The 22,990-nt window shown below is 50.4% G+C and carries 17 protein-coding genes and 2 tRNA genes; 12 read left to right on the forward strand and 7 right to left on the reverse strand.

The genetic code is table 11. The features are described 5' to 3' along the window. Positions 1-265: 265 nt before the first annotated feature. Positions 266-2,965, reverse strand: a complete 2,700-nt coding sequence (adhE, locus tag ACQY6F_RS00970; RefSeq protein ID WP_428771552.1) for a bifunctional acetaldehyde-CoA/alcohol dehydrogenase — start codon at positions 2,963-2,965, stop codon at positions 266-268. Positions 2,966-3,646: 681 nt separating this feature from the next. Here adhE and ACQY6F_RS00975 point away from each other — a divergent pair. Then, entirely contained in the window at positions 3,647-4,285 is a 639-nt protein-coding gene (locus ACQY6F_RS00975) for a YchE family NAAT transporter (RefSeq protein WP_428771554.1), read from the forward strand. Between the two features lie 50 nt (positions 4,286-4,335). Further along, positions 4,336-5,208, forward strand: a complete 873-nt coding sequence (locus ACQY6F_RS00980) for an ion transporter (RefSeq protein ID WP_428771556.1) — start codon at positions 4,336-4,338, stop codon at positions 5,206-5,208. A 28-nt stretch (positions 5,209-5,236) separates the two neighbouring features. Here the strand turns inward: ACQY6F_RS00980 and asd are convergent, their stop codons facing one another. From asd to yejK, 3 genes are all read right to left on the reverse strand, one after another. After that, positions 5,237-6,352 (reverse strand): aspartate-semialdehyde dehydrogenase, encoded by a 1,116-nt coding sequence (asd, locus tag ACQY6F_RS00985; protein WP_428771847.1) that lies wholly within the window; start codon positions 6,350-6,352, stop codon positions 5,237-5,239. A gap of 168 nt (positions 6,353-6,520) precedes the next feature. Further along, complete coding sequence (locus ACQY6F_RS00990; protein ID WP_428771558.1) at positions 6,521-7,762, reverse strand: Hpt domain-containing protein; 1,242 nt, start codon at positions 7,760-7,762, stop codon at positions 6,521-6,523. Positions 7,763-7,886: 124 nt separating this feature from the next. Next, positions 7,887-8,888 carry a nucleoid-associated protein YejK gene (gene yejK, locus ACQY6F_RS00995; protein WP_428771560.1) on the reverse strand — a complete coding sequence of 334 codons (1,002 nt, stop codon included), beginning with the start codon at positions 8,886-8,888 and terminating at the stop codon, positions 7,887-7,889. Between the two features lie 83 nt (positions 8,889-8,971). On the opposite strand from yejK, the gene ACQY6F_RS01000 reads away from it, so the two are divergent. The 6 genes from ACQY6F_RS01000 (at position 8,972) to ACQY6F_RS01025 (ending at position 14,482) form a co-directional block, all read left to right on the forward strand. Next, positions 8,972-9,199, forward strand: coding sequence for a YejL family protein (locus ACQY6F_RS01000; protein ID WP_428771562.1), 228 nt, complete (start codon positions 8,972-8,974; stop codon positions 9,197-9,199). A 23-nt stretch (positions 9,200-9,222) separates the two neighbouring features. After that, entirely contained in the window at positions 9,223-11,010 is a 1,788-nt protein-coding gene (locus ACQY6F_RS01005) for a DUF3413 domain-containing protein (protein WP_428771564.1), read from the forward strand. 63 nt (positions 11,011-11,073) lie between these two features. Next, positions 11,074-11,150: transfer RNA gene (locus ACQY6F_RS01010), tRNA-Pro, on the forward strand. A 287-nt stretch (positions 11,151-11,437) separates the two neighbouring features. Beyond that, positions 11,438-13,906, forward strand: a complete 2,469-nt coding sequence (locus ACQY6F_RS01015; RefSeq protein WP_428771566.1) for a putative bifunctional diguanylate cyclase/phosphodiesterase — start codon at positions 11,438-11,440, stop codon at positions 13,904-13,906. 107 nt (positions 13,907-14,013) lie between these two features. Then, positions 14,014-14,104: transfer RNA gene (locus ACQY6F_RS01020), tRNA-Ser, on the forward strand. 231 nt (positions 14,105-14,335) lie between these two features. Beyond that, a complete protein-coding gene (locus ACQY6F_RS01025) occupies positions 14,336-14,482 on the forward strand; it encodes a DUF2256 domain-containing protein (RefSeq protein ID WP_428771849.1) in 147 nt (48 codons plus the stop codon). 2 nt (positions 14,483-14,484) lie between these two features. On the opposite strand, the gene ACQY6F_RS01030 is transcribed toward ACQY6F_RS01025, so the two are convergent. Both ACQY6F_RS01030 and ACQY6F_RS01035 read right to left on the reverse strand, forming a co-directional pair. Continuing rightward, positions 14,485-15,192, reverse strand: a complete 708-nt coding sequence (locus ACQY6F_RS01030) for an SDR family oxidoreductase (RefSeq protein WP_428771568.1) — start codon at positions 15,190-15,192, stop codon at positions 14,485-14,487. Next, the gene (locus ACQY6F_RS01035; protein ID WP_428771570.1) at positions 15,192-16,736 is read right to left on the reverse strand and encodes a cryptochrome/photolyase family protein; all 1,545 of its coding nucleotides are present in this window, start codon (positions 16,734-16,736) and stop codon (positions 15,192-15,194) included. Before ACQY6F_RS01035 ends, ACQY6F_RS01030 begins: the two co-directional genes overlap by 1 nt. A 270-nt stretch (positions 16,737-17,006) precedes the next feature. Between ACQY6F_RS01035 and ACQY6F_RS01040 the strand changes: the two genes are divergently transcribed. Next, positions 17,007-17,747 (forward strand): siderophore ferric iron reductase, encoded by a 741-nt coding sequence (locus ACQY6F_RS01040; protein ID WP_428771572.1) that lies wholly within the window; start codon positions 17,007-17,009, stop codon positions 17,745-17,747. Here the strand turns inward: ACQY6F_RS01040 and ACQY6F_RS01045 are convergent. Continuing rightward, a complete protein-coding gene (locus tag ACQY6F_RS01045) occupies positions 17,734-18,942 on the reverse strand; it encodes an MFS transporter (RefSeq protein ID WP_428771575.1) in 1,209 nt (402 codons plus the stop codon). The genes ACQY6F_RS01040 and ACQY6F_RS01045 overlap by 14 nt on opposite strands. 150 nt (positions 18,943-19,092) lie before the next feature. Between ACQY6F_RS01045 and ACQY6F_RS01050 the strand changes: the two genes are divergently transcribed. Genes ACQY6F_RS01050 through fhuB form a run of 3 tightly spaced genes read left to right on the forward strand, consistent with a single transcriptional unit; the run spans position 19,093 to position 22,775 of the window. After that, complete coding sequence (locus ACQY6F_RS01050; protein ID WP_428771577.1) at positions 19,093-19,860, forward strand: ABC transporter ATP-binding protein; 768 nt, start codon at positions 19,093-19,095, stop codon at positions 19,858-19,860. Positions 19,861-19,884: 24 nt separating this feature from the next. Next, positions 19,885-20,781: an iron-siderophore ABC transporter substrate-binding protein gene (locus ACQY6F_RS01055; RefSeq protein WP_428771579.1), complete on the forward strand. Its 897-nt coding sequence runs from the start codon at positions 19,885-19,887 to the stop codon at positions 20,779-20,781. Beyond that, entirely contained in the window at positions 20,778-22,775 is a 1,998-nt protein-coding gene (gene fhuB / locus ACQY6F_RS01060) for a Fe(3+)-hydroxamate ABC transporter permease FhuB (RefSeq protein ID WP_428771581.1), read from the forward strand. The genes ACQY6F_RS01055 and fhuB overlap by 4 nt, the downstream gene beginning before the upstream one ends. Positions 22,776-22,990 lie beyond the last annotated feature (215 nt).

Here is a 22,990-nt window from a genome sequence, read left to right on the forward strand (position 1 = left end):
AGCAATATCTGGCTATCCGCAATCTAAGCTCTGTTATCTGTTAGTAGCAGCTCGACGGCAATGCCCCTCTTCACTGAGTCACTGAGTCGATTTGTAAGCCGCGATAGCATGAAGGAAATCCTGTTCACAAACTTCTCCCTGGTGCCGCTATAAGCCAGGCGAGGCCGCCATACCCGGTGCATAAAAAAGGCCCCAGTCAAATGACTGGGGCCTGGTCTTTTCCCGAAAGTTAAGTTTCGTGCTAGCGAAAACTCAACATGCTTACTTATGCTTCCGCTTTTTCTTTTTTCGCTTTAGGCGCTTTAGCGGCTTCCTGGTCTGCTTTTTTCTTGATTACAGTCGTACCTTCGAAAGTTTCACCTTCAACGAAAGGTTTACCGTAGTAAGAAGCCAGCAGTACTTCTTTCAGCTCGCTGATCAGTGGGTAACGAGGGTTAGCACCAGTACATTGGTCATCGAACGCTTCTACCGCTAACTCGTCAAGCTTCGCCAGGAAGTCAGACTCTGCAACACCTGCAGATTGGATAGATGTTGGGATGTCCAGGTCTTGCTTAAGCTCTTCCATCCATGCCAGCAGACGTTCAATCTTCTGCGCAGTACGGTCACCCGCCTGGCTCAGACCCAGGTGGTCAGCAACTTCTGCATAACGACGACGTGCTTGAGGACGGTCGTATTGAGAGAACGCAGTCTGTTTAGTTGGGTTGTCGTTCGCGTTGTAACGTACCACGTTAGAAATCAGCAGTGCGTTCGCCAGGCCGTGTGGCAGGTGGAACTCAGCACCGATTTTGTGCGCCATTGAGTGACATACACCCAGGAATGCGTTCGCAAATGCGATACCAGCGATAGTCGCCGCGTTGTGAACTTTTTCACGTGCGATTGGGTCACCTGCGCCGTTAGCGTAGCTAGAAGGCAGGTACTCTTTCAGCATCTTCAGAGCTTGCAGAGCCTGGCCGTCAGAGTATTCGTTCGCCAGAACAGATACGTAAGCTTCCAGAGCGTGAGTTACCGCATCGTAACCACCGAAGGCAGTCAGCGATTTAGGCATGTTCATTACCAGGTTCGCGTCTACGATAGCCATTTGAGGAGTCAGCTCGTAGTCTGCCAGTGGGTATTTAGCGCCAGTTTTGTCGTCAGTTACAACGGCAAATGGAGTCACTTCAGAACCGGTACCTGAAGTGGTAGTGATACATACCAGCTCAGCTTTTTGACCCATTTTAGGGAACTTGTAAATACGTTTACGGATGTCCATAAAGCGCATTGCCAGTTCTTCAAAGTGAGTTTCTGGGTGCTCGTACATAACCCACATGATCTTAGCAGCGTCCATTGGAGAACCACCACCCAGAGCCAGGATTACGTCAGGCTGGAAGCTCTTCATCGCTTCAGCACCTTTCTCAACCACAGACAGAGTTGGATCCGCTTCTACGTCGAAGAAAGTCTGTACTTCCATGCCTTGCGCTTTCAGCAGTTGTACTACGTCATCTGCGTAACCGTTGTTGAATAAGAAACGGTCGGTTACCAGGAATGCGCGTTTTTTGCCTTCCAGGTCACTAAGTGCGATAGGCAGGCTGCCACGACGGAAGTAGATAGACTTAGGTAGTTTGTGCCACAACATGTTTTCAGCTCGCTTCGCAACAGTTTTCTTGTTGATTAAGTGCTTAGGACCAACGTTCTCAGAGATAGAGTTACCACCCCAAGAACCACAACCCAGAGTCAGTGATGGTGCAACGTTGAAGTTGTACAGGTCACCGATACCACCGTGAGTGGTTGGGATGTTGATCAGGATACGAGCTGTTTTCATCTTGTCACCGAAGTAACGGATGCGGTCAGCGTTAACGTCTTGGTTAGTGTACAGGCCAGAAGTGTGGCCGATACCGCCAATCTCAACCATGGTCACAGCCTGAGCGACTGCGTCTTCAAAGTTGTCCGCACGGAACATACCCAGAGTTGGAGACAGTTTCTCGTGAGCGAATGCGTCATCGTAAGAAACTTTGCTCAGACCCTCACCGATCAGAACTTTAGTGTCTGCAGGCACTTTTACACCTGCCATTTCAGCGATGGCTGTTGCTGGCTGACCAACGATTTTCGCGTTCAGGGCGCCGTCAATCAACAGTACTTTACGTACTTTATCTGCATCTGTTTTGCTCAGAACATGCGCTTTGTGAGTCGCGAAACGCTCTTTCACTTCTTCGTATACGTCATTTACAACGATAACTGCCTGCTCAGAAGCACACACTACACCGTTGTCGAATGTTTTAGACATCAGGACAGAAGCAACTGCACGTTTGATGTCAGCCGTTTCGTCGATAACAACAGGAACGTTACCCGCGCCAACACCGATAGCTGGTTTACCTGAAGAGTATGCTGCTTTAACCATGCCTGGACCACCAGTGGCAAGGATAAGAGCGATGTCTTCGTGCTTCATCAGAGCGTTAGATAGCTCAACTGAAGGCTGGTCGATCCAACCGATGATGTCTTTTGGTGCGCCCGCTGCTACTGCAGCATCCAGAACCAGTTTAGCTGCATCGTTCGTAGAGTTTTTAGCACGTGGGTGTGGTGAGAAGATAATGCCGTTACGAGTTTTCAAAGAAATCAGAGATTTGAAAATCGCAGTTGAAGTTGGGTTAGTGGTTGGGACAATACCGCAGATGATGCCAACAGGCTCAGCGATAGTCATAGTACCCAGGTTGTCATCTTCTTCCAGGATACCGCAGGTTTGTTCATCTTTATATTTGTTGTAGATAAATTCAGAAGCGAAATGGTTCTTGATAACTTTATCTTCAACAATACCCATACCTGATTCTTCTACCGCTTGCTGCGCCAGAGGAATACGAGCTTGGTTAGCGGCCAGAGAAGCAGCACGGAAAATTTTGTCAACTTGCTCCTGAGAGTAAGTGGCAAACTCTTCCTGCGCTTTCTTAACGCGAGCAACCATTGCATCTAATTCAGCCAAATTAGTAACAGGCATAGTGAATCTCCTAATTCAATAATATTAAAAACTTTTTAGTAAGGCTGCTGGCGGTTTACCGGCTTAATTGTCCGCTTGCTACGGGCAACAATCTTAGTAAATTGCTTTCAGGACTGATTATAATATTTCATTGCATGAAAAAAATTGACTCAGATCAGTTCCGAAAAATTAATTACCCCCGAAGGGGTAACAGCCTTGCCAACTAAATCGTATCTTTTTGTTTTTCTTAAGAAATACATCATATTTCAATTAAAATAAAATGGCCATCAAAAAAACGACAACCTAAAAAAGCTACATCATTATGTAAAAAACTTTCAATATTGAGCAAATATCTACCAATAGCCAGCAAATTTCGCGTGCTACACCTGAGTATATCTCACAGATAGGATCTGACTAGTCCGGCTGGTGCAGTTTGTTGCCGTTATAAAAAATATAAGACACCGCCACCAAGCAGAGTTCTGCTGAGCAAAATCACGCGCACCAAATCCAGCTTAGTCGGCAGGCCTAACTGGGGTTATCGGCCCCCAAACGCCCCACTCTTCAACCACAAAACTCAGTGCTTAATTTGTCTTACGGACAGGATGAAAAAGCGTACTTATCGTGGTGATATTTTTCTCGTCAATTGTGACCAAGTGCACTAAAATGCGCGCTCTTAAATCCTGTCCCTTTTGAGTAAACAAGATGTCTAATTTCGACATTGCTATTTTCCTGCAGTTTTTTCTCGGTATGGTTGCTGCGGTTAACCCGGTAGGAATCATGCCGGTGTTTGTCTCTCTGACCGGCCATATGAGCCCGGAAGAAAAGAACAAGACCGCGCTTACGGCCAATGTTGCCGTCGCGGTGATTTTGGTGGTCTCCCTGCTGGCAGGTCAGCTACTGCTGGATATGTTCAGCATTTCACTGGATTCGTTTCGTATCGCAGGTGGCTTATTGCTGCTGAGCATCGCCTTTTCGATGATGAGCGGTAAGTTGGGTGAGGATAAGCAGAACAAGCAGGAGAAATCGGAATATGTCAGCCGGGAGCAGATCGGTGTTGTGCCACTGGCGATGCCGCTGATGGCCGGTCCGGGTGCGATCAGCTCCACCATAGTCTACGGCTCGCGTTACCCGAGCATGATGGACACCGTTGGCATTGTGGTCACGGTCGGGCTGTTTTGTGCCTGCTCCTGGGTGCTGTTTCGCTCGGCACCTTTGATCGTTCGATTCCTGGGTCAAACCGGCATCAACGTCATTACCCGTATTATGGGCCTGATCCTTGCGGCACTGGGGGTGGAATTTATCGCCAATGGTCTGCGTAACTTGTTCCCCGGGTTAGCCTGATACCGAATATCTGCGTATGATAGAAAGACGGATTCTTAGGTCTTTCTATCATGTCACGCGAATCGATTAAAAATCATCTCTATGTGGTTATATTTGGTACCCACACCAAAGCTGGCCGCACCTTTGATATTGCGCTCATTATTGCCATTATTTCTTCACTGATCGTGCTGGTGCTGGATTCAACCCCCACCATTGGCACGGAATGGGCGACCGAGCTGCGCTACCTTGAGTACACCTTCACCGCTCTGTTCACCGTGGAATATCTGTTGAGGCTCTACTGTTCACCGAAACCCGCCGCGTACGCAAAAAGTTTTTATGGCATCGTTGACCTGCTGGCCATCATGCCGACCTATCTAACCATTTTCTTCCCTTCCGCCTCCTTTATGGGGGTGATCCGGGCGCTGCGGGTGATGCGAATATTTCGGGTCCTCAAGCTGGTACGCTACTTACAAGAGTCCAATATATTGCTTCGCTCACTGCTGATGGCACGGCGAAAAATATTGGTCTTTTTCAGTACCGTTGCCATTCTGGTCACCATTTTCGGTGCGCTGATTTACATAATCGAAGGCCCGGAACACGGCTTTACCAGTATACCCAAGAGTATCTACTGGGCTATCGTCACCATTACCACGGTCGGGTATGGTGACCTGGTACCGCAAACCGCGCTCGGCAAAGGGATCGCAGCCCTGACCATGCTACTGGGTTACTCAATTATTGCCGTACCGACTGGGATCATCACCGCAGAACTGAGCCAGGAGATGAATTCCCACAAATCGCTGGTGAAATGCCCCAACTGCTCCCGGGCCGGCCATGAATCTGATGCACTGTATTGTAAGCACTGTGGCGGAGAACTTGCCGACCCTGACAAACGAGTTGTGGCAGTTGAACGTAATAAAGAAGCACAAAAAAAGCGCCCTGACTAGGGCGCTTTTAGCGTTTAGAAACGGTTGATTACTGCTTTTCTGCCAGGATGATTCGCAGCGTACGGCGTAACGGCTCAGCCGCACCCCACAGTAGCTGGTCACCCACGGTGAACGCATTCAGGAAATCATCCCCCATAGACATCTTGCGCAGACGGCCTACCGGTACAGACAGAGTGCCGGTGACTGTCGCCGGAGTCAGTTCCTGAGCGGTAATGTCGCGCTCGTTTGGAATCACTTTCACCCAATCATTGTGGGTCGCGATCATCTCTTCGATTTCGTCCAGAGGAACGTTCTGCTTCAGCTTTATGGTCAGCGCCTGAGCGTGGCAACGCATTGCACCGATGCGAACACAAGTACCGTCAATTGGTACCGGCGCATCCTGCAGGCCCAGAATCTTGTTGGCTTCAACGCCCGCTTTCCACTCTTCTTTACTCTGACCGTTATCACGCTTCACATCGATCCAAGGGATCAGAGAGCCTGCCAGCGGAACACCGAACTGGTCAGTTGGGAATGAGTTTGAACGAATGGTATCGGCAACTTTCTTATCGATATCCAGAATAGAGCTAGCTGGGTTGGCCAGTTCAGAGCTGACAGAGTCGTTAATCACACCCATCTGTGAAATCAGTTCGCGCATGTTCTGTGCGCCGGCGCCTGAAGCTGCCTGGTAAGTCATGGCACTCATCCACTCCACCAGACCTTTTTCATACAGACCGCCCAGCGCCATCAGCATCAGACTGACTGTGCAGTTGCCGCCAACGAAAGTATTAGTACCGCCGTGAATGCCTTGTTGAATTTGCGCAAGGTTAACCGGATCTAGGGTAATGATGGCATCTTTATCCATACGCAGGGTTGAAGCGGCATCTATCCAGTAACCTTTCCAACCTGCCTGACGCAAAGCCGGGTACACCTTTTCGGTGTAGCTGCCACCCTGACAGGTGATAACCGCGTCCAGTTGCTTCAAGGCTTCGATGTCAAAAGCATCTTGTAGCAAACCGGCTTCTTTACCAAAATTTGGTGCCGCAATTCCGACCTGCGAAGTGCTGAAAAATACCGGTTCAATGAGGTCGAAGTCTTTTTCTTCTACCATACGTTGCATAAGGACTGAACCGACCATGCCACGCCAACCTACTAAACCTACTCTCATCATTAACTCTCCGTGTATCCGTTATAAACTTGGGAATCCCCCATACTTCATTGTTCATCACAAAATCTCAAGCGAAATTTGCGATTACGGCACACTTTTTCATTCTGTTAACGTAATAACCCTCCAACCGCCGCAAAAGTTATGCATCCTGGTTGATTTGCTGGCCGGTCAGGCGACTTGGCGATTGAGGTAATGGCGGGCATCTTCAATGGTGGCATTCAAATGATTGTCCAGCTGATCCAACCACTGACCAGATACGGAATGATGATTTCGGAGCATCTTTTCAATCTGCACCACGGTGTCTTTTAGCTGGCGGGCGTCAAGGTTGGCGGCCACCCCTTTTAAGCTGTGGACCACCCGCTGGGCCTGGTCACAGTCCCCCTGTTTAAGCAGCAGACGCAAATGGTCACCATCGCAGAGGTGATCATCGATAAACACACGTAACATGGTTTCCACTGCCTGCTGATCATGCCCCAGAGCATCGAGAATAAAAGGTACGTTTATGGTGCCGTTGTCGCCGTTACTGGCGGCGAAATAAGATCGCTGCCGGCTGTGTTGGCCTGATTCGTTATCCGGCTGAGGTTCGACAACGGCCAATTGCGTACCTCGGGCAGCACCAGTGAAGGCGGTTAGTGTGGTGGATAAGTACAAGCCGAACAGAGCAAACAGGCATAAGGCGCTGACCACGGCTACAAACGTCAGGTAATCGGACATCATTTTATCCTGGTCGGTTTCCAGCTGTTCCAACGCAGCATAAATGGCATGTTGCTGCAGTTGCCTCACCAGGTATTTCCCCTGGGCAGCGGCACCTAACACCTGTGACGTTTCCGCCAGCAAGCGTTGCAAGTCAGACGCTTGCTCGTCGGGCAGTTGTTCCGAATAGCTAAACAACAGATCCAGTGAACGGTACGTGGTGGCAGATGTATTCACATCACCAAACATGGCTTCAAACACATAAGCGCTTAACTGATACAGCCGCTGGTAGAGAGGTTCATCGTCCGCATATTTAATGCGGGTGCGTTTGATCTGTTCAACTAACGACTGCAGTTGCAGTTCAGTGGCCACAAATCGCTTGAACAGCTCAGTGTAACGCTCGGTACTGTATAGCAATTGGTTAGTATCCTGCACCATCAGTCTGAAGCTGTTTTCAGCCATCAGTTGCCGGCGAATCAGATCAATCTGTTGCAGGTAGACCGTCATGTCCGATGTGGATACCCGCCGGTAAGGTGCTTCAATGTCGAGGGTACTTTTCAGTGCGTTGACCCGTTCATCTAATACTCTTATCAGATGGACAGTATGTTGATTATTGAGGTGGCTAACGTAAACCAGGCCGATAGCCACTGTCCAAACCACAGCGATCAGCCAGGCGACAATCACGCCCCGACGTGTTTGATTATGGAGTTCTGCCATCGAACGCCCTCTCGGATTACGATTGGATCCAACAACTCTGAACAATATGCATCAGAGAGAATAAACAGGTGTGCAGGTTTAAGTGTAGCTAAATAAAAAAAGAGAGCCGTCTGGCTCTCGTTTTTCATTGATTTCTGGTCAGCTGGTCACGTAAATTAGGTGGGGTACCTTTAATGGTCAGCGTATCGGTTTCCGGATCATAGAATACGCGCTCTCCCAGTAACAGGCTGTCAAAGCTGAGGTTTAAGCCGCCACCGGCACCAACATACTTAGTCAGTTTTCTGACTGTGGCTCGGTCTGCCGGGAAGCTCTCTTCCAGCTCGTAACCGTGTTCACGGGTGTAATCGAGGAAACTGGCCCCTTCCTGGCTGGCGGGAAGTTCGCCCGACAACTCCTGAATTTGCACCTCTTCGCCGGCTTTTAGCTGGCCGTTACAGTAGTCAAAAACCTGCCGCTTGTATTCTGTCGACTCTTGCTTTTCCAGTTTGGCATCGGTGCAGTAGTCTTCTACTGCCTGCATCAGTACCAGATTCTGCTGCTTGGTATCCAGGCCAACTTCAGCCTGAAGAAAATCAAGGAAAAAGTCGGAAACTTTGCGTCCTACCCGCCCTTTGATGTACGCCAGATAACGGTTGGAATCCGCGTCGGTTTCAAAGCTGGAGAGATCGATTCTTGCCGCGATGTCCATTTTGGACAAATCCAGGTAATCAGTGGCACTGATTTCCAGCCCTTCAGTGACTTTTAAGCTCTGATTGGACGGGATAATGGCGATAAACAGGTAGTCAGTAGCCAGTGACTGATACTCGGCAAAAACCAGAATACCTTCGTCCGCAAACGGGTACTTGGCCAATTCGGCTTTAAGGCGGTTCGCGCTCTGTTGGGAGAAATCATAAAAGTTTCGTTCACCTTTACGCAATTCTTTGAGCCAGGTTTGAAATTCACTGTCATCCGAGAAGGAACCAAATCCTTTTCCGGCTTTCGAATTAAATACCCGGTGCAGCTCGGCGACCAGGTTTTCACTTGATGCATCCAGGGCAAGCGCTTCAGAGCGGAAGTTTACCGTCAGTTGTTCAGAATCGTCTTTACGCAGCTGATGCAAAATGACGTTAGAAAGATGGAGACTCATGGGATATTTATTGTCAGCTAGGTTTCAGTTGTCACGCATTGTAGGTTATCATAAGCCGCTTTACTATCATCGTTAGAGTCTTTATGCCGATTACATCTAAATACAGCGACGAAACCGTTGAACTTATCCTGGCAGAAATTGCAGCTGTGCTTGAAAAACATAACGCCAATCCAGAGCTATCTCTGATGATCGCGGGAAACATTGCAACGAATGTCTTAAATCAAAATGTTGCTGCATCACAACGTAAAGTTATTGCTGAAAAATTTGCACAGGCCCTGCTCTCTTCTGTAGAAGAAAGTAAACACCATTAATCGAACCGGATAAAAAAATAATAATGGTAGATAACGGAAACACATACGGGGAACGCGTCTCGCGCCTGGTTGGCTGGGGGCACTGGTTCGCCTTTTTCAACATCATTGCCGCCATGCTGATAGGCACGCGTTATATCACTCAATCGCCATGGCCAGAAACCCTGTTGGGCCAGTTCTATCTGGCACTGTCCTGGGTTGGACACTTTGGCTTTCTGGTGTTTGCGCTCTACCTGTTAATTCTGTTTCCGTTAACTTTTCTGATCCCATCACGGAAACTGTTCCGTTTAGTCAGCGTCTGCTTTGCTACGGCGGGCCTAACCGTACTGCTGATTGATACCCAGGCTTATCAGTCGATCAGTCTGCACCTGTCTCCCGTAGTATGGGAGGTGCTGTTTAACGATAACACCGATGCCATATCAAACGACCTTCAACACCTGTTTGTGGTATTGCCGCTGATCTTCCTGCTGCAACTGGGTTTGTCGGAATGGGTGTGGCGCAAACAGCGCAGGCTTTCCCATAAGCATATCGGCAGACCGATTGCCGCAATCTTTTTCATCAGTTTTATCGCCAGCCACGTGATTTATGTCTGGGCGGACGCTTACCTGTACAATCCGGTAATCTCGCAAAAATCGAACTTCCCGCTCTCTTACCCGATGACCGCCAAGTCATTTATGGAAGAACATGGCCTGTTTGACCGACAAGAATACCTGAAGCGACGCGCTGAGAATGAAAACAAGCAGAATCTGGTGGCCTACCCGCTGGAACCGCTGGAGTTCAAACGCCGCGCTAACAACCTCAATATTCTGGTGGTAAGCGTCAATAACCTGCGTGCGGATGTACTGAACAATAACACCATGCCGAGCCTGTACCAGTTTGCTCAGCAAAACCTGAACTTCACCAACCACTACAGCTCCAGCAATGATATGTTTGGCCTGTTTGGTCTGTTCTATGGATTACCCAGCAGCTACGCCAGCAGCATCACAGCTCAGGCATCCCTGCCTATTATGGTCTCGACTCTGCAGCAGCAGAAATATCAATTTGGTCTGTTCAGCGGTAATAACTTTGAAGATGATATCTATTCGGAAACCATTTTCCGTGGCTTCAATTTCACTGGCGTCGCGTTTGATAACGCCCAGACGGCAGACAGCCAGGCAATTGAGAGCTGGGCGAACTGGGTCAAGACTGTCGAAGGTAAACCTTTCTTCAGCTATCTGGAGCTGACCACAGTTGCTAATTTCAACCAGCACAGCCAAGGGTTGGATAACCTGCTGGAGAGTTATAACCAGTCGGTTACCAAGGCGGACAGCGAACTGTCACAGCTGTTTATGGTCCTGAACCAGCAAAACATTCTCAAAGATACCGTCGTGATCATTACTTCCAATCACGGCGTTGAGTTCAATGAAACCGGCACCAACAGCTGGGGAGCCAACTCCAACTACAGCCGCTATCAGTTGCAGGTACCTATGGTGATCCATTGGCCAGGCCGGGTTTCTGGCGTATACGATCACAGAACCAGTCACCTGGATTTCTCGGTAACGATTTTGCAGGACTTGCTGGGCGTCTCGTCTAATCCGACTGATTACAGTAGCGGCCGTAACCTGTTCAACGAACAGAAACGTCACTGGATTATCGCCGGTGATGCACGGGAACTGGCCCTGATTACCCCGAAATCGACCACAGTGATCGATAAATTTGGCAACTTCAAACTGTATGACGAGCAGTATCAGCGTCTGCAAGATGAAAACCCAACTTTGCCAGTATTAATGCAAGGTTTGACCGAATTGCAGCGTTTTTATTCAAACAGCAAGTAAATCAGCCCGTTAGTCTGTGATAGCTATTGACGTTAGCGCAGATTTCTATAACATTACCGCCATCGGACTGTAGCGCAGCTTGGTAGCGCACCGTCATGGGGTGTCGGGGGTCGGAGGTTCAAATCCTCTCAGTCCGACCATACACCGCAAAGGGTTGGCTTAGGCCAGCCCTTTTTCTTTATCTCGACCAACGTCCAGGTCAAGTCGCCAAACTTGCCACCGAGTTGAAATCCGGTTGGCCTAATCCCCACATCCCGTGATGTAATTCCCTTTGTTTTTGCATAGTTATTGCTTACTGACCTCCCATATTCACCGGATATTTATTGTTGCCACCTCTGTAGGTTTGAAGTTGCTTACCGCCGCTTATATATTGGTTCGAATTGGATATTTATCCCTTGCAATCTAACTTAAAGACAAGGATGCAACTTTGCTAATTGATATTGGCTTCATCTTTACCGCCGGAATCATGTACTTTGCGACTTTGCATCTGTTAGTGCAATCGTACTCAAACCCGCAATCCAGACAATTCATGATTGTGGCCTTGCTGGCGGCGGTGGGAGGTAGCTACCAGCTTTGTAACTACTTTTACTTCAATAGTACCAGTATCGAGCAGTCGGTCATCTCACTTAAGCTACAGACGTTCTCACTGGCTATTTTCTTTCCTGTCCTGTACACCTTTGTCGTTGAATTAACCAATGTCCGTCCACCAAAACTGTTGGGCTGGGTTGTATTTGTCTCGGCAGTCCTGATCGCGGTCTTGAACACTATCGAGCCTTACACCATTCGATTCCAAACCCCGGTTTCACTCGTTCAGTTTGAACTACTTGGTGAGCAAAAATCTATCCTAAGGGGATCGCAATCCTTATCCGGGATATTAATGCACCTTTTGGTCATAGTTATTCTGGTATGGAGCAGCGCGAAACTCTATCGGCAAATCAAAACCCGCCGGGCTAAGTTTGTCAGGACGGTGGGGGCATTTTTACTCGCCTGCGTAATAGCGAGTGGCTACGGATACCTGATTGATAGTGGCACTGTCACTGGAATTTATGCCATGGGCTTTGTGATTTGCTTGTTTGTGATGTCGACTAGCATCATGGTGCTGTCAGCAAGTCACCAGCAGGCTCAAGAACTGCTGACTTATCAATCTATCCTGGAACGTATTGCAAAGGGGGTCTCCAGTCAAAACGGCCAACCGTTTTATCAGCAGCTCATTTTACAGCTTGCCACAATTTTCAACGTGAAATATTGCTTTATCGGCATTATCAGCCCGGACGGCAAACGGATAGACACTAAAGCTATCTGTATCGACCAGACGATATCCGAGAACTTTTCTTACGACCTGGCCGGTAGCCCGTGTGCTGAAGTGACACAAAACTCGACCTGTTTTTACCCGGACCAGGTACAACATCTGTTTCCCAAAGATGCGCTGCTGCAGGAAATGGATATTGCCGGTTACATAGGCACACCGATTTTCGAACGCGATGACCATTTAGTGGGTGTGCTGGTAATGCTGGATACCCAGCCGCTGACCATCACCTCCTATACCCAGAGTATCTTAAACATATTTGCCGCCAGGGCCGGTGCCGAACTGAAAAGAGACGCCGCGGTGGCAGCAGTCCGAAAAATGGCATTTGAGGATTACCTGACCCAACTGCCCAACCGCGCTTTAGCCTACGAAAGGCTGCATGAGCTGCTCAAACAAACCGATGGCCGCGAAGTCGGTAACCTCTACCTTATCGATCTTGACCATTTTAAAGTCATCAATGATGCCCTTGGACACGACTTTGGTGATGATGCGCTACGCAGAATCGCCACCAAACTGACGCAGACCCTACCTGAGGATGTGTTTATCGCCCGTATCGGCGGTGATGAATTCCTGCTTATTGACGCTCAACACAGCAATACCCGCCTGTCAGATCGGTTACTGCACCTGTTCAGACAGCCCCTCGCCATCGGCGACCATCTTATCGAGGTTAACGCCAGTATTGGTGTCGCGAAGATCCCAACCGGGGCCGAGACCGTACTGGACATGGTTCGCCATGCCGAGCTGGCCCTCTACCAGGCCAAGAAAAAAGGCCGCAATCAGATCTACTGCTATCGGTCGGAGCTGGATGAACAGGCCCGGGAACGTATGGCACTGCAGAGCGCATTGAAAAAAGCGCTGGATCAGCAACAGCTGGAAATTCATTTGCAGCCCCAGTTAACGGCCAACGGCGAGCTGTATGGCGCAGAAGTGTTAGTGCGTTGGCAGGACGAACAGTTTGGCCAGGTTTCACCTGCCAAATTTATTCCGATTGCCGAGGAGTCTGGCTTAATTCACACCATTGGTGACTGGGTTCTGTCGGAATCGTTGCACTGTTTACTGGCGCTGTGTCAGCAAGACCATTTCAACGGTCATCTGTCGATAAACATTTCCGCATGGCAGTTTGTCCTGCCAGATTTTGTCGACCAGCTCAGCAAGCAGATTATGCTGTCCGGGGTGGATGCAGAAAAAGTGATGTTAGAGCTGACGGAAACGGCAGTACTTCAAGACGTGGACGATGCTGCCCACAAGCTGGAACAGATTCGAAAACTTGGCGTACGAATCGCCCTGGATGACTTTGGCACCGGCTACTCTTCCCTGGCTTACCTGCGGGATCTACCGATAGATGTTCTTAAAATAGACAAATGCTTCATAGATGAACTGGCTGAATCTCACAAGTCCCCTCTTACTGAGACCATGATTTCGATGGGCCGCAATATGAATATCGATGTGATTGCGGAAGGTGTCGAAACGTATCAGCAAGTGAAGGCGCTGAGAGAGCTGGGTTGCAATTTATATCAAGGTTACTATTTCGCCAAGCCTATGGCAGTAGGCGATTTTCAGGCCTGGTTACAGCAACAAAAACTGGCTTAACCGCTGTTAGTGCAAAAAAACTTGCCAATTATGTGGAATAAATAACCAAACGGCACTGAGCACTCTTTACAAAGTTTAATTGGGCTTTTATTATGCCTGCCAACAACGGAGAGATGGCTGAGTGGTTGAAAGCACCGGTCTTGAAAACCGGCATACGTTAATAGCGTATCTAGGGTTCAAATCCCTATCTCTCCGCCACTTTTAGAAAAAAGCCTCTGATTTCAGAGGCCTTTTTCGTTTCTGACATTCACGAGATTTCTTCATACCTTATGGGTATCCCCTGTCAATAAAACCTCTCGCGCAGCCTAGCTTTTCCAACAAGATGTTGATGCCAATCCAGTTCGCTTAAAAACTCACTAGCCTAAAGCGCCACAACCTTCGTATTAGAGATCAGACGCTGACCATGGATGTGATTGAATGGCTGACAAAATAAAAGGCTTTAAACAGCATCTTCCAGTCAAAGTCTGTCCGGTGTGCAAGCGACCTTTTACCTGGCGCAAGAAATGGGCAGCAAGCTGGGAGGAGGTAGTGTATTGCTCAGCGCGCTGCCGCAGAAACAGGTCAACCCGATGCTGACGCTACCAGGGCAGAATTTCCCCGTCATAGGCCCAGAATGCTCCGCTATCGTCCGGGGTCGACTTGTCTATCAGACTAATCAAATCGGCGGCAACCCGCTTTGGCGTAAACAGCTTGCCTTCAGGGACGTTCGACTGAAATGGGGCTGACAAACGGGTGTTGGTGGTCCCCGGGTGAAGTGCCAACACAACCCCATGTTTTACGGTGCGGCGCCACTCTATCGACATGGTTTTGAGAAACATGTTCAAAGCCGCTTTTGAAACCCGATAGCTGTACCAGCCGCCCAGCTGATTATCGCTAATACTGCCGACTTTGGCCGAGAGACTGGCAAATTTAGGGGCCGGGCTCCGTTTCAGTGTCGCTGTGAAGTACTTGGCCAGCAGCACTGTCGGCAGCGTGTTAACGGCGAGGTTATGTTGAAAAAAATCCGCGTCGAGCGCGTTCAGGCTCTTTTCCGGGCTGTGGTGTCGGCTATGCAGAATGCCCGCGCAGTTGATAACCCAGTCTATCGATTTCAGCTCAAGGCTCAGGGCCTCTACCTCATTCTCTCTAGAGGCGTCCAATCGATACCAGGTTACCCAAGGATGGCTCCAGTCTGGCTGATTGCGGTGATAGGTGGCATATATCCGTACATTGTCAAACTGCGTTATTGCCTGCTGCACCATTGCCAGGCCAATGCCCCCATTCGCACCAACAATCAGTATTTGCATTACAGCGTCTCCAGGTTGGCGATGTAGTGTTCTGCCGTCGCCAAGATTTCATTGCGTTGTGACGGCTCTATATTGTCCCAGGCGCGGAAGATCATTCCCGTGCGGGGGTTGGTTGCCAGGCGCGTTTGATGCTTAGTCATAAACCGCCAGTACAGGCTGTTAAACGGACAGGCGCCTTCGCCACTGCGGGATTTAGGGTCATAGTGGCACGCTTTGCAGTAGTCACTCATTTTGTTGATGTAAGACCCGCTCGCCGCGTAAGGTTTGGTGCCGACAATGCCGCCATCGGCAAACAGCGCCATACCACGCGTGTTGGGCATTTCCACCCACTCGATTGCATCGACATAGATACCGAGATACCACTGTTCGACCTGGTCCGGGTCGATTTCCGTCAGCAGACAGAAATTTCCCGTCACCATCAAACGCTGGATATGGTGCGCATAGGCGTAATCCAACGACTGCCTGATCGCATGGTGCATGCAGGCCATTTTGGTATTACCGCTCCAGAAAAAATCCGGCAGTTGGCACGAAGCGCCCAGCGCATTTTTGTTTGAGTATTGCGGCATGTTGGCCCAGTACACCGCGCGAATGTACTCACGCCAGCCTAATATTTGCCGGATAAAACCTTCTACCTGACAAATATCGATATCCGGATTGGACTGAAAAGCGCCAATCGCTGCCGCTAGCACCTCTTGGGGATGCAGTAGTTTGCTGTTCAGTGAGAAAGCCAACCGGCTGTGGTAGAGACTCCACTGCGCCGGATGCTGCCCGGTCATCGCATCTTGAAAACGGCCAAAGTGCGGCAGACAGACCCGGCAAAAATGCGCCAGCAAAGACAGGCTTTGTGCCCGGTTTACCGGCCAAATCAGCTCGCCGGACAAGGTACCTATGGTGCGAATGTTATGACGATGCAAACGCTCAATGATCGGTTGCACATTGAGGCTGAACACTAAAGGCTGTGGCAGTTGTTCTATGTCTTTTGGCTTGAGTTTATTGCGGTTGCTGGCGTCATAGTTCCACTGCCCGCCCACCGGCTTACCATCCTGCATCAGGACATTAAAGCGCTTTCGCATCCGACGGTAGAAGTGCTCCATGGTGACGTGCTTGCCCGGCGGAAACTGGGAGTCAATCTCTTCAAACGGCAGCAAAAAATGCTCGCTGTCGACACAGCGAGCCGCCACTCCGGTAAGCGTTAGGTTGGCTAATTGTTCAAGCAGGCGATATTCGTCCGGGCGCTGATATTCAAATTTTGTCGCCCCCACTTCTCTAACGTAATGCGAAATCAGCTGTTCGAGAGTAGCAAAACGCTCGGTATCGTCGAGGGTTAAGTGCAGTACCTGGTGTCCTTCACTCTGCAACTGCCTGGCAAACTGGTCCATCGCCGCAAAAAAAGCGCACACTTTCTGGATATGGTGGCTGACGTAGCTGGCCTCCTGCCTGAGTTCCGCAATCAAATACAGCACCGAATCATCGGCCTGTGAAAACCAGGAGTGGCCGCTATTAAGCTGGTCACCGAGTAGCAGCCGGACTGTTGCAAATTGCATTCAGTTTCCTCTTATCGCTAGTGAGCCGATAGCGTCCGGTTTTTTTGTCCAACAGACACTCCTTTGCATTTTAGCCATCAATAGTAAATGGTCATTTCTACGTGGCGCAGCTTATCGGGATCATTTGCCGCAGCAGTGCCAACAGCAACGGTCAAACAGCTCTGTATCAACCGATACCGCTCCACAAATGTAAATGAGAATAAATTGCAATAGCGTTTAATTTTCACTAAGCTGAGGCCGGTTAATTCTCAGTAGGATCCGTACGCCAAAATGAGTGATATCCCATTCTTTGATGAACTTTTTCAACGCTCCAGACAGATAACCCCTTATCTTCACGGCCAGCTCAAACCCTTCCCCCCCGAAGAGACCGATACCAACTGGGTACAGATCAACGGCACCAGTGGCGAGACCATTCGCGCGCTGTATGAAAACCTGAAAACAGAGCACCCTGAAGCGGGTAGCGCCTATTGGCTGACCCGGACCTGGACGCTACTTTGCTGGCAACCTATTTATGTGGCGTTTGTCGCCATCTATGCTTGCCGTGGCCTGCCGCTATTGTCGCAAATGGCGCAAAATGTACAGCCCACGTTTGTGAGCGGCTACCAGTTCAATTCAGACCGTTATATTGAGGGTTCGGAGCAGCAGTTGATCGAGCAGGCTGGAAATCAACTTGCCACCCTGTTCGAATATTTTCGCTCGGAAATGAGCTTATGGACCCGCATCCGGCCCGGTTTTACTGCTCATCTGTTTGCCGATGGCGTGTTGGCTTGCCTGGTGAAACTACACAAACAGCAACCGCGGCTATCAGGGGATTATCTGCTAGAGCAGGCAAGACTGTGGTTAAGCGCCTGCGGATTGCCGGCTAAACTTAGCAATACGTTGACTTATGATCCCACCAGCCACCAGCTCAGTTTGGTCCGAACTAGCTGCTGCCTGGTATACAAATGTCAGGGACGTAAGCTATGCAATAACTGCCCCAGACACCCTGACAACAAAACTAAATCAGCTTAGCGGGCTGGACCTGCTCACTTTTTGCCAGCCAGACGGCGGTGGCCAAAATCAACCCAGCAAACAGCAAACACAAATAAACTGGATACCAGGCAGAGAGGGTGGCGCTAAACGCCAGCAGAGATGCCAATCCATAACCCAGAGTGTGCGACATTGAGATGTAGCCCGCTACTGCGCCCGGGGCTTCGCTTTGCTGCTCAGTTGCCGCAGAGGTATAAGCAGGAACCAGTAACGCGCCCCCAACGGCCGCCAGCGCCATTGCCAGGCCAAACAGCCAAATACTGCTGAACAAAAACAGACTAAAGCCCACTGTCAGTGCGAGCGCACCCAAGCGATACATGCTGATTGGAGTCAGCTTGCTCTTTCGGATAACCGCCAGTTGGGTGATGAATGTACATGCCGCACTGATCGTCAGCAGCACACCAATTGCATCGCTAACCTGACCGGTAGACCAGTCGGTAACCGATGTGATCAGCGGTGAAAAGCTGTACTGGAGAAGCGCGATCGCCGCACACAGTAGTAAGCCACTGGCCAGGTAGGGCCAAAGATTTTGCTTCGGAATCCAAGGTAGAGAGGCATGCCGGTGCCGGTTGGTGTCAATTAGTCGGGGGGCTGGTAACCAAAGCGCCCCCAACAGCGCAATACCGGGCAGTACCATCATTACTGTCAGCGGTGCATAGGGGGAAAACTTGAGCGCCAACAAAGCAAACAGCGGGCCGATTAGCCGACCTGCACTCAAGCCAATACTGACCGTGGTAATGGCCTGCAGCCGGTTCTGTCCACCACATAACAGGATTGCCCAATGCTGAGCTGCCGGCACCATTCCCGACACAGTACAGCCATAGATAATACGCGCCACCAGCAGACCTATTAGGGCAACGGACGGTAGTGACTCGGCACGATTGCTTAAGATGGCAAACAGCGCGAGTAGCAGAAAGCTGACTGCCATACCTGCCAGCGCCTGGAGTACCACCTTCTTTGGGCCATGACGGTCGCTGAACCTTCCCCAGAACGGCGCTGAAGGCAAAAACAAAAAGCTGCCGATGGCAATTAACATCGACCAGGTCGGCAGACCGAATGGCGATTGCTCGACAAGAAAAGGTAAGGCGACCAGCAGCCCATTCTGGCCAATGCCCATCAGGGAGGCGGTAAAACCGATGATTCCTAACTGGAATCGGCTGTTGTTTTTCAAGGACATAGTAAATGACATGAGCAGGTAATTGTTGTTCAGCAATAATATTATTTGTCACTATCAACAATCTTATTGATTATGAAAATAATTATCATTGCCATTATATTGTGCTAACATTACCGACTCGTAACCCATAACACAACTCTGAATTTATCTATGTTCCGACTTGTCGATGCTTCGTTTGAAATCGATGGTAAAGCGATTCTTTCTGCAACCAACCTTGCCTTTGAGCCAGGGAAAATCACCACCCTGCTCGGCCACAATGGCTGTGGAAAATCAACGATGATCAAGCTGTTAAGCAGGCAAAACCGCCCATCCAATGGCCAGGTGTTATTCGACGGAAAACCTGTCGATTCTCTCAGCAATCTAGAGTTTGCTCATCAAGTCGCTTACTTGCCACAACACCCGCCAGTCACCGACGGTATCACCGTCCATGAGCTGGTCTGTTTTGGCCGTTATCCATGGAGAGGCGCGTTTGGCCGATATACCCAGCAGGACTATGCCATTGTGGATCAAGCCATTGAGCAGGTCGGTCTGCGGGATTTCTCTGAACGCTTTGTTGCCACATTGTCAGGAGGTGAAAGACAACGGACATGGGTTGCGATGTTGCTGGCGCAGCAGACTCGCTGCATTTTGCTTGATGAACCCACTTCCGCACTGGATGTTGCCCATCAATACGAGTTACTGGCTTTGATCAAAGAGCTCAATCACACCATGGGGATCACTGTCATCATGGTTCTGCACGATGTGAATATGGCGGCCAAATTCAGCGATCACCTCGTTGCGCTGCACTCGGGAAAGCTCATTGCCTCCGGGTCACCGCAAAGCCTGATGACGCCAGATACATTGATGCAAATTTACGGAATGGAGCTGGCGCTGTTTCAACACCCGGAAACAGGTCAGCCGATCAGTTATATCCCTTAAACCCATCAGCAAAAGGACTCAGTTGTGAAAAAGCTCATACTGCTACTCGCATCGGTATTCACCGTTAGCGCACACGCGCTGGAGATCAAACATGAAATGGGCGTGGCCAGCTTTGCCGCCACGCCGAACAAAGTGGTGGCACTGGACTGGGTATTGGCCGAAACCGTGCTTAGTCTGGGTGTCGAGCTTCAAGGCGTCGCCGACGCTAAGGGCTATCAGCAGTGGGTTGTCGAACCGGCGCTAAATCCCGAGGTAACTGATGTCGGCTCCCGACGTGAACCTAATTTAGAGCTAATTACCGAACTCAGGCCAGATGTCATTCTTATCAGCCAGCACATGGCTGCAGCCTATCCGCAGCTGAGCAAAATTGCCCCGGTCCTGGTTTTCAGCGTGTACAGTGACAACAAACACCCGCTGAACGCCGCAAAATCGATCACCCTGTCGCTCGGAAAGCTGTTCGATCAGCAGTCGCTCGCGCAACAAGTTATTCTCCAAACCGAACAACGGCTCGTCGCCAACGGTGATAAGCTCCGTGCAGCAGGCAAAGCGGAAAAACCACTCATCTTCGCCCGGTTTATTAATGACAAAACCCTGCGTATCCACAGTCAGGGCTCGCTTGCCCACGCCACAATCGAGGCCATGGGATTGCGTAATGACTGGCGTGAGCCGACCAACCTGTGGGGATTTACTACCACCGGAACGGAGAAACTGGCCGAACATCAGCAAACTAGCGTGATGATGTTTGGACCACTAAAGCCGCAGCAACGTAGTCAGTTAACCCAATCGCCACTCTGGCAGGCGATGGCATTTACCCGCAACAATGCCGTTTATGAACTTCCTGCTATCTGGACATTTGGCGGATTGATTGCTGCTCAGCGATTTAGCGACCACATTGCCGAACAGCTTATCGCCCGCCAATGACGACCATCAACCCCGCGCACCCATCGCCACGCCATACGCCTGCCAATCAGCTGCTGATCGCGATAACTGTGCTGGGCCTGATAGGCATGTTACTCCAGGTTACTGCGCCGTATTCGCAAGGGATTGGCCTGATCTGGAATACGCTGGTTCATTTCGACGGCTCGAACTACCAGCACCTGATCACCTATCTGACTTATTTGCCCCGGTTAACGGTTGCCATGATTTGCGGTTTTGCCCTTGCGGTAGCCGGCGCTGTGATGCAGTTTGTGTTGCGTAACCCGATAGCCTCACCGACTACGCTGGGTGTTGCGGCCGGTGCGGAGCTTGGCATGGTCTTGGGCATCTTGCTATTGCCCGTTCAGCTCACGATGCCTGACTTTGTTCCCGCTTTTATTGGTGGCTGCCTGGCGACCGGGCTGGTATTCGTTCTCAGCGCTTCAAGAGGCTTTTCACCGTTGCATATGGTGCTTGCCGGTATGGTGGTCAGCCTGTTTTTGGGCTCGGTCAACACTATGCTGCTGATGCTGCATGAACAGCGGCTGACCACGATTTTTGTTTGGGGGTCTGGCGCGCTTAACCAAAACGACTGGTCTAGCGTACAACTGCTGCTGCCGCTCATCTCCGTACCGACCGTGCTGTTATTGCTGCTGCAAAGGCCATTGTCGACCTTGCAATTTGGTGACAATGTGGCGACATCGCTTGGCGTAAACAGTAAGCAAATCAAGCTGGTTTGCCTGTCTCTGGCCATATTCATTACCTCAGCGGTGGTCAGTGAAGTCGGTTTGATCGGCTTTGTCGGCATCGTCGCTCCGGCGCTGGCAAGAATGCTGGGCGTCAGGGGACTGAGCCGGCAAATCATCACCAGCGGCGTCATTGGTGGCCTGATGCTGCTGATAGCAGATTTGGTGATTCAACCGTTTTCCGGCGTGGGTGGCGAACTGCTGCCGACGGGAGCCATGACGGCCTTGATTGGCGCTCCCTTCCTGCTCTGGCTACTAAGGCGAACCCAGTTACAGTCCGACCTCAAGGCGCGACAAGGCCCCACCGAGCACTACCGTAAACGCGATATATACAAACTCTCTAGCGTATTGCTGTTCCTGCTGTTGGCAGTATCTGCGGCCGCCCTGCTGATAGGTAAGAATCAAGCTGGCTGGGCGATATCGACAAGCCTGGCGGTATTGGAACTGCGTGCGCCACGGGTAATGGTGGCCATGCTGGCCGGTATTGGGCTGGCATTGGCCGGCACCCTTATTCAGCGCATCTCAAATAACCCCATGGCCAGTCCGGAAGTGCTGGGGATCAATTCCGGCGCTGCGCTTGCCTTAGTGATGGGCACCTTGTTAGGTGCCGCCATTAGCAGGGAACAGCAAATGCTGCTGGGCACCCTGGGCGCCGTGTCCGTAACGGCCATTGTGTGGTTACTGGGCAGAAAACATAACTTTGCGCCAACGCATACCCTGTTGACAGGAATTGCGCTGAGCGCCGGTCTGGATGCGCTGCTCAGGATCGCAATGAGTTCAGGCAACGATAACGCTACCGCGCTGCTTACCTGGCTGTCTGGCTCCACTTACCTGGTGGCGACTCAAGATATCCTGTTGCTTTTGCTTGGCACCGGCTTGATCGGAACCCTGGCGCTGTCACTGCATCGCTGGGTGGCGTTAATCGGATTAGGCGAAATAACCGCGAGCAGTCTGGGGATTCAGGCGACATGGGTCCGGCTGGTGTTATTGCTGTTGGTCGCGGGCCTGACCACTCTGTGCACCATTGTCATCGGCCCGCTCAGTTTCATCGGCTTACTCGCCCCGCATATGGCGCGCTCGCTGCATCAGTACCGTGTTCGGCCGCAAATGGTCTCCGCAGCACTGCTGGGCGCGGTGGTAATGGTCAGTGCCGACTGGCTCGGCCGGACGTTATGGTTCCCGTGGCAATTTCCGGCGGGCTTGCTCGCCTCTATTCTTGGTGGTGGCTATTTCCTTTACCTGATCAGACGCTAGCCAGATTAACTACCGGATCTAGCGTTCATGCAGCAACACTTCAATTTGGTAGCCCAGAGTTCCGGTCACTCTGGCGCTACCCTGCAACAAAAGCGATTGATAGTAATAACAAATTACTCATTTCTGTCAGTTGAGATAAATTATCAAAAAATAGTTGATCATGCGAATGATAATAAATATCATTCATATTATTAACTCAATTGATAATGTCCAGA

Source organism: Vibrio sp. (assembly GCF_050299255.1).
Taxonomy (GTDB): domain Bacteria; phylum Pseudomonadota; class Gammaproteobacteria; order Enterobacterales; family Vibrionaceae; genus Vibrio.